At 77.3% G+C, this 8,763-nt stretch carries 8 protein-coding genes, 1 pseudogene and 1 riboswitch; of the genes and pseudogenes, 6 read left to right on the top strand and 3 right to left on the bottom strand.

Annotated elements, in window-relative coordinates; genetic code table 11:
* Both GJV82_RS04700 and GJV82_RS04695 read left to right on the top strand, forming a co-directional pair.
* Positions 1 to 935, top strand: a pseudogene (locus GJV82_RS04700) (LiaF domain-containing protein); the annotation flags it as partial.
* Complete coding sequence (locus tag GJV82_RS04695) at positions 935 to 1,429, top strand: hypothetical protein (RefSeq protein WP_155098396.1); 495 nt, start codon at positions 935 to 937, stop codon at positions 1,427 to 1,429. The pseudogene GJV82_RS04700 and the gene GJV82_RS04695, both read left to right, overlap by 1 nt.
* Before the next feature lie 143 nt (positions 1,430 to 1,572).
* On the opposite strand, the gene GJV82_RS20650 is transcribed toward GJV82_RS04695, so the two are convergent.
* On the bottom strand, positions 1,573 to 2,361 hold the full coding sequence (locus GJV82_RS20650) for a hypothetical protein (RefSeq protein WP_318657276.1): 789 nt from the start codon (positions 2,359 to 2,361) through the stop codon (positions 1,573 to 1,575).
* Between the two features lie 213 nt (positions 2,362 to 2,574).
* Between GJV82_RS20650 and GJV82_RS04685 the strand changes: the two genes are divergently transcribed.
* On the top strand, positions 2,575 to 3,729 hold the full coding sequence (locus tag GJV82_RS04685; protein ID WP_318657275.1) for a glycosyltransferase family 4 protein: 1,155 nt from the start codon (positions 2,575 to 2,577) through the stop codon (positions 3,727 to 3,729).
* A 4-nt stretch (positions 3,730 to 3,733) separates the two neighbouring features.
* Here GJV82_RS04685 and guaA read toward each other — a convergent pair whose 3' ends face one another.
* Complete coding sequence (gene guaA, locus GJV82_RS04680; RefSeq protein WP_318657274.1) at positions 3,734 to 5,347, bottom strand: glutamine-hydrolyzing GMP synthase; 1,614 nt, start codon at positions 5,345 to 5,347, stop codon at positions 3,734 to 3,736.
* Positions 5,348 to 5,390: 43 nt separating this feature from the next.
* Entirely contained in the window at positions 5,391 to 6,104 is a 714-nt protein-coding gene (gene thiE, locus GJV82_RS04675) for a thiamine phosphate synthase (RefSeq protein WP_318657273.1), read from the bottom strand.
* Between the two features lie 52 nt (positions 6,105 to 6,156).
* Positions 6,157 to 6,236: riboswitch (TPP riboswitch) on the top strand.
* Positions 6,237 to 6,240: 4 nt separating this feature from the next.
* On the opposite strand from thiE, the gene thiO reads away from it, so the two are divergent.
* The 3 genes from thiO to GJV82_RS04660 are packed head-to-tail and all read left to right on the top strand — an operon-like array spanning position 6,241 to position 8,682.
* Complete coding sequence (gene thiO, locus GJV82_RS04670) at positions 6,241 to 7,587, top strand: glycine oxidase ThiO (RefSeq protein ID WP_155098394.1); 1,347 nt, start codon at positions 6,241 to 6,243, stop codon at positions 7,585 to 7,587.
* Positions 7,588 to 7,592: 5 nt separating this feature from the next.
* On the top strand, positions 7,593 to 7,826 hold the full coding sequence (gene thiS / locus GJV82_RS04665; RefSeq protein WP_155098393.1) for a sulfur carrier protein ThiS: 234 nt from the start codon (positions 7,593 to 7,595) through the stop codon (positions 7,824 to 7,826).
* A 10-nt stretch (positions 7,827 to 7,836) separates the two neighbouring features.
* The gene (locus tag GJV82_RS04660; protein WP_318657272.1) at positions 7,837 to 8,682 is read left to right on the top strand and encodes a thiazole synthase; all 846 of its coding nucleotides are present in this window, start codon (positions 7,837 to 7,839) and stop codon (positions 8,680 to 8,682) included.
* Positions 8,683 to 8,763: the final 81 nt, after the last annotated feature.

Below are 8,763 nucleotides of genomic sequence, written 5' to 3'. Positions count from 1 at the left end.
CCGCCGACGCCCCGTGGGGCTCGCCCGGCCCCGCGCGTCCGGCCGGCGCCCCGTACGGCGCGACCGGCCCGGGTGCGCCCGCGCCCGGCGTCCAGGACCGAGCACCGTGGACGGCCGAGGCGAGCCCCTACGCCGCGGCCGCCCCGCGCACGACAGCTCCCCTCCCCCCGTACGCACCGGGGACCGGGGCGCCGCTCGGTGCCGCCCCGCCGCCGGTCGCGCCCCCGCGTGCGCCCGAGCCGCCGAAGCCGCCGAAGCCGCCACGTCCCGGCGGTCCGGGGGCCACGACGACGGGCGTCGTCGTCGGGATCAGCCTCCTGCTGGGTGCGTTCCTCCTCGTCGTCGAGCGTTCGGGCGACCTCCCCTGGCCCGTGTTCCTCACGTGGGCCGCGCTGTCCACGATCCTCGCCGGCCTCGCGATCGTCGTGAGCGGCCTGCGCGGACGCACGAGCGGAGGCCTCGGCTGGCTCGCCGTGATCGTCCTGCTCGTCGCCGTGCCCGCCTCGGCGTGGCGCGCGGCGCCCGCGACGTTCTTCCTGGACGACTCGGTGCGGACGGTGACCGACGGCACGCACCGCGTGTCCGATCCCGAGGTCGCGGAGCGCGGGTTCGGCGTGTCGTTCGGCGACCCGACGATCGACCTGTCGGGGCTCGACCTGTCGGACGCCACGCCCGGCTCCCCCGTCGACGTCCCCGTCCAGCTCGGCGCGGGCGACGTGACGGTCGTCGTGCCGGACGGCGTGCCCGTGCGGGCGGAGGTCCAGGTGCTCGCGGGCAACGCGCGCTGGCACGTCGACGGCGACCGGCAGCAGATCGGCGGCGTCAGCACCCAGCCGGTGACGTTCGACAACGACGAGGTCCAGGCGGGCGACGACCCGCTGCTCGTGCTGCACGTCGAGGTCGGCGCCGGCCAGGTCACGATCGAGGAGGACTGATGAACGACGACACCCGCCGCGACGACACGCGGCCGCTCGGCGACGAGCTGTTCGAGGGCCGGCGGGACGCGGGCTCGGCGGCCGGCGCCCGGCCCACGGAGCCGCTGCCGACCGCCGGTCGCGACGACGACACGACCGTCCTCGACGTGGCCGACCCGGCCCCCGCGCACGATGCGGGGCCCGCGCACGATCCGGGGCCCGCCGCACCGGCGCAGGACCCCGGACCCGCGGCGCCCGCCGGGCAGACCGGGCCGACGACCTCCGCGGGGCAGCCCGGCCCGACGGGGTCGGCGCCCGTCGCACCCCGGCGCGGCCCGCGCGTCGCGACGATCGTGTGGGGCTTCGTCGTCGTCGCGTTCGGCGCCGTCGTCCTCGCGGGCGCGCTCGGCGCGCGCGTCGACCTGGGGCTCGCGTCGATCGTCGTGCTCGCCGCCGCGGGCGTCACGCTCGTCGTCGGCTCGATCGTCTCCGGCGCGCGCCGACGGCGCGGCTGACGACCGTCCCCGGACACACCGAAGGGCCGTGGCGTGGCGCCACGGCCCTTCGACGTGTCCGAGCGACGCCGCCCCGCGCACTCCCCCCGGTGCGTGACCCGGTGGGAGCGGGTCCTCGGCGTCCGGACGGACGGCCGGAACGATCAGCGGGGCGGCTCGTCACCCCGGCGCTCGGGCGGGACGACGCCCGGCCCGTCGGTGGTGGTCGGCGTGTCGGGCGACGCGGCGGGCGACGAGCCCGGCGCGGACGGCGTGCCCGTCCCGGGTGCCCCGGTCGCCTCGACCGGAGCGGCGGTCGTCGCGGCCGGGGCCCCGGCAGCGGCCGCGCGGGCCTCGGCCCCGGGCGTCGAGAGCGCCGAGGTGCGCTCGGGCGTCGTCGGCTCGGGGCGCACGGGCGGCGTGGTCGGCGGCGGCTGGGCGTGCGCCGGGGCCGCGTGGCGCCCGGCGTCGGACAGGTCGCCCGAGGACGTGTACGCGGCCGGGGTCTCGACGGCGACGCTCGGCCCGCCCGCGAGCCGGCGCAGTGCGATCCCCACGAGGACGAACAGGATCCCGAGGCCGATGACGAGCAGGCAGACGCCGAACGCGACGACCGACGTGAAGAGCGACGCCCGCAGGAACGACGCCGTCATGACGGTCTGCCGCGCCGGGTCGTCCTGGTCGAGCTGGGCGTAGGTCTGGCCGTCGGTCGCCTCGAGCGCGTGCTTGTTGATGACCTCGGCCTGCGCGTACGCCGTGAGGGGCCCGTTCACGTGCCGGCCCGCCAGGAACGCCGCGTCGTCGGAGACGGTGATCTCCTCGGCGGAGAGCTGGTTCGCCACGACGATCCACGTGCCGATGCCCGCGAGGAGAAGGATGATGCCGGCGATGATCGACACGAGGCCGATGCCCCGCGCCCCTCTGGCCGGAGTGACGGTGACGGTGCTCGACATGGCGCGTTCTCCCCTTCGTCAGGACCCACCTGCGTCCGCCCTCGTCAGGCGACCTGCACGGCGCCGGTCGGTCACGGGACGGTCGAACCACCCATACGGGAGCAACGGTAGCGACGAGAGGGGTCGACCGCGCGGCGAACCCGCACCTCGCGGGGCTGCGCCGCCCGAGGACGCGTCGCGGCGGGTCCGGGCGGGGATGGGAGGATGCCGTCCGTGCGCATCACCCACCTGACCGACTGCTACCTGCCGCTGCTCGGTGGGATCGAGACCCAGGTCGCCCGCCTCGCGCGGCAGCAGGCCGCGGCGGGGCACGACGTGTCGGTGATCTGCACGACGCCCGCACGCCCCGGGGCGCACGGCGTCTCGACCGAGCGTGACGGCGACGTCACCGTGCACCGCCTCGCCGCGCGCGTCCCGGGCGGCTACCCCGTCCACCCGCGCGCGCCGCACCACGTGGCGCGGATCCTGGGCGCCGACCGGCCCGACGTCGTGCACCTGCACATGGGCGTCCTCACGCCGTCGACCCAGGCGTCGCTGCGGACCGTCGTGCGAGCGGGGCTGCCCGCCGTCCTCACCGTGCACAGCGTCTGGGGCGGCGCCGAGAGGGTGTTCGCCAGCCTCGACCGCGTCGTGCGGTGGTCGCGGTGGCCCGTGCTGTGGTCCGCGGTGAGCGAGCTCACCGCCGCTCCCCTGCGCCGCATCGTCGGCGACCACGGCGAGGTCACGGTGCTGCACAACGGCCTCGACCTCGACGCGTGGCGCATACCGCGCACCGAGCGCGCCGACCGCATGGAGGGCTCGGCCGTCCACGTCGTGGCCGCCACACGGTTCGCGCCGCGCAAGCGCGTGCTCCCGCTGCTCGGGGTCGTGCGCGACGCCGTCGCCCGCCTCCCGCAGGACGCTCTCCACGTGACGCTCGCCGGGGACGGCCCCGAGCTGGCCGACGCGCGGCGCTTCGTCGCGGAGCACGGGCTCGGGTCGGTCGTCTCGCTCCCCGGCCGCCTCGACGCGACGGGGCTCAAGCGCCTGTACGCGCGCGCCGACGTGTTCGCCGCGCCCGCCGTCGAGGAGGCGTTCGGCATCGCGGCGCTCGAAGGCCAGGCGGCCGGGCTCGCGGTCGTGACGCGCTCGCAGTCGGGCGTCGCGGAGCGGCTCACCGACGGCGTCGACGCGCTCCTCGCGGACGACGACGCGGGCCTCGCCGACGCGCTCGTGCGCCTCGTCACCGAGGACGGCCTGCTCGACCGGATCGTCGCGCACAACCGGGACGTGCCCTCGTCGGCCGGATGGCCGCGCGTCCTCGCCGACGTGCAGGCCGCATACGAACGGGCTGCGACGATCGTCGCAGCCCGTCCGACCCACCCCTAGGGGGTCACTCCCACTCGATGGTGCCCGGGGGCTTGCTCGTCACGTCGAGCACCACGCGGTTGACCTCGGGCACCTCGTTGGTGATGCGCGTCGAGATGACGGACAGCACGTCGTACGGCAGGCGCGTCCAGTCGGCCGTCATCGCGTCCTCGGACGAGACGGGCCGCAGCACGATCGGGTGCCCGTAGGTGCGGCCGTCGCCCTGGACGCCGACCGAGCGGACGTCGGCGAGCAGCACGACCGGGCACTGCCAGATCTCGCCGTCCAGACCGGCCTTCGTCAGCTCCTCGCGCGCGATCGCGTCGGCCGCGCGCAGCGTCTCCAGGCGGTCCGCCGTGACCTCGCCGACGATGCGGATGCCGAGCCCGGGGCCGGGGAACGGCTGGCGCGCGACGATCTCCTCGGGCACGCCGAGCTCGCGGCCGACGGCGCGGACCTCGTCCTTGAACAGGGTGCGCAGCGGCTCGACCAGCGAGAACTGCAGGTCGTCCGGCAGGCCGCCGACGTTGTGGTGGCTCTTGATGTTCGCCGCGCCCTCGCCGCCGCCCGACTCGACGACGTCCGGGTAGAGCGTGCCCTGCACGAGGAACTTCACCTCGGCGCCGTGCTCGCCCGCGTCCTCGACGATCTGGCGCGCCGCGTCCTCGAACACGCGGATGAACTCGCGGCCGATGATCTTGCGCTTCGTCTCCGGGTCGCTGTGCCCGGCGAGCGCCGTGAGGAACCGCTCCTTCTCGTCGCGGATCACGAGGTTGACGCCCGTCGCCGCGACGAAGTCGCGCTCGATCTGCTCGACCTCGCCCGCGCGCATGAGGCCGTGGTCCACGTGCACGCACGTGAGCTGGTCGCCCACCGCGCGCTGCACGAGCGCCGCCGCGACGGCGGAGTCGACGCCGCCGGACAGCGCGCAGATGACGCGCGCGTCGCCGACCTGGGCGCGGATCGCCGCGACCTGGTCGGCGATGACGTTGCCCGGCGTCCAGTCGGGGGCGAGCCCCGCGCCCTCGTAGAGGAAGTGCTCCAGCACGGTCTGGCCGTGCGCCGAGTGCTTGACCTCGGGGTGCCACTGCACGCCGTAGAGGCGTCGCTCGCGGTCCTCGAACGCGGCGACCGGCGAGCCCGACGACGTCGCGAGGACCTCGAAGCCTTCCGGCGCGCGGTGCACCGCGTCGCCGTGGCTCATCCACGTGGTCTGGTTCGTCGGCGTCCCGTCGAGCAGCACGCCCGCGGCGCACACCTCGACCTCGGTGCCGCCGTACTCGCGCAGCCCCGTCTGGGCGACCTCGCCGCCGAGCGCCTTCGCCATGGCCTGGAAGCCGTAGCAGATGCCCATGACGGGCACGCCGGCCTCGAAGAGCGCCGGGTCGACGAACGGCGCACCGGTCGCGTACACGGACGAGGGGCCGCCGGAGAGGATGATCGCGGCCGGGTCCTTGGCGAGCATCTGCTCGACCGTGAACGTGTGCGGCACGATCTCGGAGTAGACCTTGGCCTCGCGCACGCGGCGCGCGATGAGCTGCGCGTACTGGGCGCCGAAGTCGACGACGAGCACGGGCCGCGGGGTCGAGGCCACCTCGGCGGTGGTGGGGGTGTCGGGAGCGGTGGCGGGTGACGTCACCGCTCCAGGATAGTCGCCGTGCGGCGCGGCACCGTCCGCCGTCTCAGGCGCCGTCGCGCGCCGCGGCCCGCTCGGCGACGCGCTCGCGCAGCGCCCGTGCCGCGGCCTCCGGGTCGCGCGCGCCGGTGATGGCGCGCACCACGACGACGCGGGTGGCGCCCGCGTCGAGGACCGCGTCGAGGCGGTCCGCGTCGATCCCGCCGATCGCGAACCAGGGCGTGGTCGGCCGCGTCGCCGCGACGTCGCGCAGCAGGTCGAGCCCGACGGCGGCCCGCCCCGGCTTCGTCGGCGTCGCCCACAGCGGGCCCACGCAGAAGTAGTCCACCGCCGGGTCGGCCTCGGCCGCGGCGGCCTGCGCGGCGGAGTGCGTGGAGCGGCCGAGCACGGGCCCGGCGCCGAGCAGCGCGCGCACCGCCGGGACGGGCAGGTCGCCCTGGCCCATGTGCACGACGGGCGCGCCCGTGAGACGCGCCACGTCGGCCCGGTCGTTCACGGCCCACAGCGCGCCGTGCTCCGTCGCGACGCGCGCGACGAGCGCCTGCAGCTCGAGCTCGCGCGCGACGTCGAGGCCCTTGTCGCGCAGCTGGACCACGTCGACGCCGCCCGCGAGCGCCGCCCGCAGGAAGTCCTCGAGGTCGCCGCGCTCCTCGCGCGCGTCGGTGCACAGGTAGAGGCGCGCGTCCGCGAGCCGGGCGCGCGCGGCGTCCGGGGCCGGTGCGGCGGCCGTCGTGGGCGTGGCGAAGGTCTCGGTGCTCACCCGCCGGAGCCTAGCCCCGGCACGCCGGGCGCAGGCGGTACTGTGGCCGACAGCACGGGAGCCCCGCACGGGGCTGAGAGGGCGTCGGAGCCGACCGTCGAACCTGATCTGGGTCATGCCAGCGAAGGGAGCGCACATGCACACCCCTGTCCGTCCGCGGCCCCGCACGGCCGGTTTCGCCGGGCCGTCGCCCGACGGCCTGCGCGACGTCGTCGTCGTGGGGGGCGGGATCGTCGGGCTCGCCGTCGCGTGGTGCGCCGCGCGCGCGGGGCTGACCGTCACGGTGCTGGACCCCGCGCCGGGCGACGGCGCGACGCACGCCGCCGCGGGGATGCTCGCCCCGGTGACCGAGGCCGACTTCGGCGAGGACGACGCGCTGCGGCTCCACCTGGCCGCGGCCGCCGCGTGGCCGGGCTTCGCGGCCGACCTGCGCGCCGCGACCGGGCGGGACGTCGGGCTGCGCCCAGCGGGGACGCTCACCCTCGCGTACGACGCGGACGACCTCGCGCTCCTGCGCCGCGTCCTCGCCCTGCACGCCGCGCACGGCCTCGCCTCGCACGAGCTCACCGTCGCGGACGCGCGCCGCCGCGAGCCCTACCTCGGCCCCCGTGTCGCGGGCGCGGCCTGGGCGCCCGCGGACCACGCGGTCGACCCCCGCGCGACGCACGCCGCGCTGCTCGCCGCGCTCGACGCCCCGGGCACGGGGTCGGGCACCGCGGCGCGGGCCGTCGTCGTGCGGGCCGCCGCGACCCGGGTGGCGCGCGACGCCGCGGGGCGCGCGGTCGGCGTGCACGACGACGCGGGCCACCTCCACGCGGCCGGTGCGGTGGTCGTCGCGGCGGGGTGGGAGTCGGGCGCGCTGCTCGCCGACGTGCCGGGCGTCGTCGTGCCCACACGGCCCGTGAAGGGCCAGACCCTGCGCCTCGACGCCGGGCCCGACCTCGCGCTGGAGCACGTCGTGCGCGGGGTCGTGCAGGGCCGGCCGGTGTACGTCGTGCCCCGCGCCCCGGTGTCCGACGGCCCGCGCGCCGGGCACCGCGAGGTCGTCGTGGGCGCGACGACCGAGGAGAACCCCGACGACCGCCGCGCGACCGCGGGCGGCGTCTTCGCCCTCCTGCGCGACGCGCGCGCCCTGCTGCCCGGGATCGACGAGGCCGCGCTCGTCGACGTGACGCCGCGCGCCCGGCCCGCGACCCCGGACAACCTGCCGCTCGTCGGGCCGACCTCCGTCCCCGGTCTGCACGTCGCGACGGGCCACGGCCGCAACGGCGTCCTGCTCGCGCCGCTCACCGCCGAGGCCGTCGTCGCGGGCCTCACGGGCGACGGCCTGCCCCCCGACGTCGCGACCGCCCTCGCCGCGACGCGCACCGACCGCTTCACCCGGCCCGGGACCGTTCCCGGGACCGTGCCCGGACCGGGGGACGACCCCGCGTCCGGCAACCGCCGGGCCGTGCCGACCGCGGCCCCGACCGCACCGAGGTGATCCCCGTGACCGCACCCGCACCGACCGCGCTCGTCAACGGCGAGCCCTACCCGCTCGACGGCGACGTCGACCTCGAACGGCTCGTCGCCGCGCTCGTGCCCGCGTACGTCGCGGACGGCACGCCGCAGGGCGTCGCCGTCGCCGTGGGCGACGCCGTCGTGCCGCGCGGCGCGTGGGCGAGCACCGTCGTCGCACCCGGTGACCGCATCGAGATCGTGACCGCCGTCCAGGGCGGCTGAGGAGGACACCGTGACCACCGACCTCTCCCCCGCGTCCCGCCCCGCCGCGACCGACCCCGCGGGCGCCGACCCGCTCGTCGTCGCCGGGACCGCCGTCGGGTCCCGCCTCGTCATGGGCACGGGCGGGGCCGCGAACCTGCTCACGCTCGAGGACGCGCTCGTCGCGTCGGGCACCGCGCTGACGACGGTCGCGATGCGCCGCGTCGCCGTCCGTGCGGGCGGCGACGCGAGCCCCGACGCGGGCATCTGGGCGCTCCTCGCGCGCCTCGGCATCCGCGCGCTGCCCAACACCGCGGGGTGCTTCTCGGTGCGGGAGGCCGTGCTCACCGCGCACCTCGCGCGCGAGGCGTGCGGCACCGAGTGGGTCAAGCTCGAGGTGATCGCGGACGACGTCACGCTCCTGCCCGACCCGGTGGGCCTCGTCGAGGCCGCGGACCGGCTCGTGCGCGACGGCTTCGTCGTGCTGCCCTACACGAACGACGACCCGATCCTCGCGCGCCGGCTCGAGGACGTCGGCTGCGCGGCCGTCATGCCGCTCGGCGCGCCCATCGGCACGGGGCTCGGCATCCTCAACCCGCGCAACATCGAGGCGATCGCGGCCGCCGCGCGCGTGCCCGTCATCCTCGACGCGGGGATCGGGACGGCGTCGGACGCGGCGCAGGCGATGGAGCTCGGGTGCGACGGCGTGCTGCTCGCGACCGCGGTCACACGCGCCGCCGACCCGGTCCGGATGGCGCACGCGATGCGCCTCGCCGTCGAGTCGGGCCGTCTCGCCGCCCGCGCAGGCCGCATCCCGCGCCGCGAGGGCGCCCTCGCGAGCTCGTCGCCCGAGGGCCGTCTCGACCTCGCGCTCTGACGGCGCCGCCCGTCCCGTCCGACGTGCCGAGCATGTCGTCGTCGCCCGTCACCCGCCCGGGACGCTCCGTAACCACATGTT

The organism is Cellulosimicrobium composti (genome assembly GCF_009711085.1).
GTDB lineage: Bacteria > Actinomycetota > Actinomycetes > Actinomycetales > Cellulomonadaceae > Cellulosimicrobium > Cellulosimicrobium composti.
The sequence above is the reverse complement of the archived record's forward strand: the minus strand, read 5'-3'. Positions and strand labels throughout refer to the sequence as shown.

What these genes read in the sequence shown, in the direction of transcription:
- GJV82_RS20650 (WP_318657276.1), bottom strand. Translation starts at nt 2,361, where the DNA reads ATGTCGAGCACCGTCACCGTCACTCCGGCCAGAGGGGCGCGGGGCATC.
- thiO (WP_155098394.1), top strand. Translation starts at nt 6,241, where the DNA reads ATGCACACCCCTGTCCGTCCGCGGCCCCGCACGGCCGGTTTCGCCGGG.
- GJV82_RS04695 (WP_155098396.1), top strand. Translation starts at nt 935, where the DNA reads ATGAACGACGACACCCGCCGCGACGACACGCGGCCGCTCGGCGACGAG.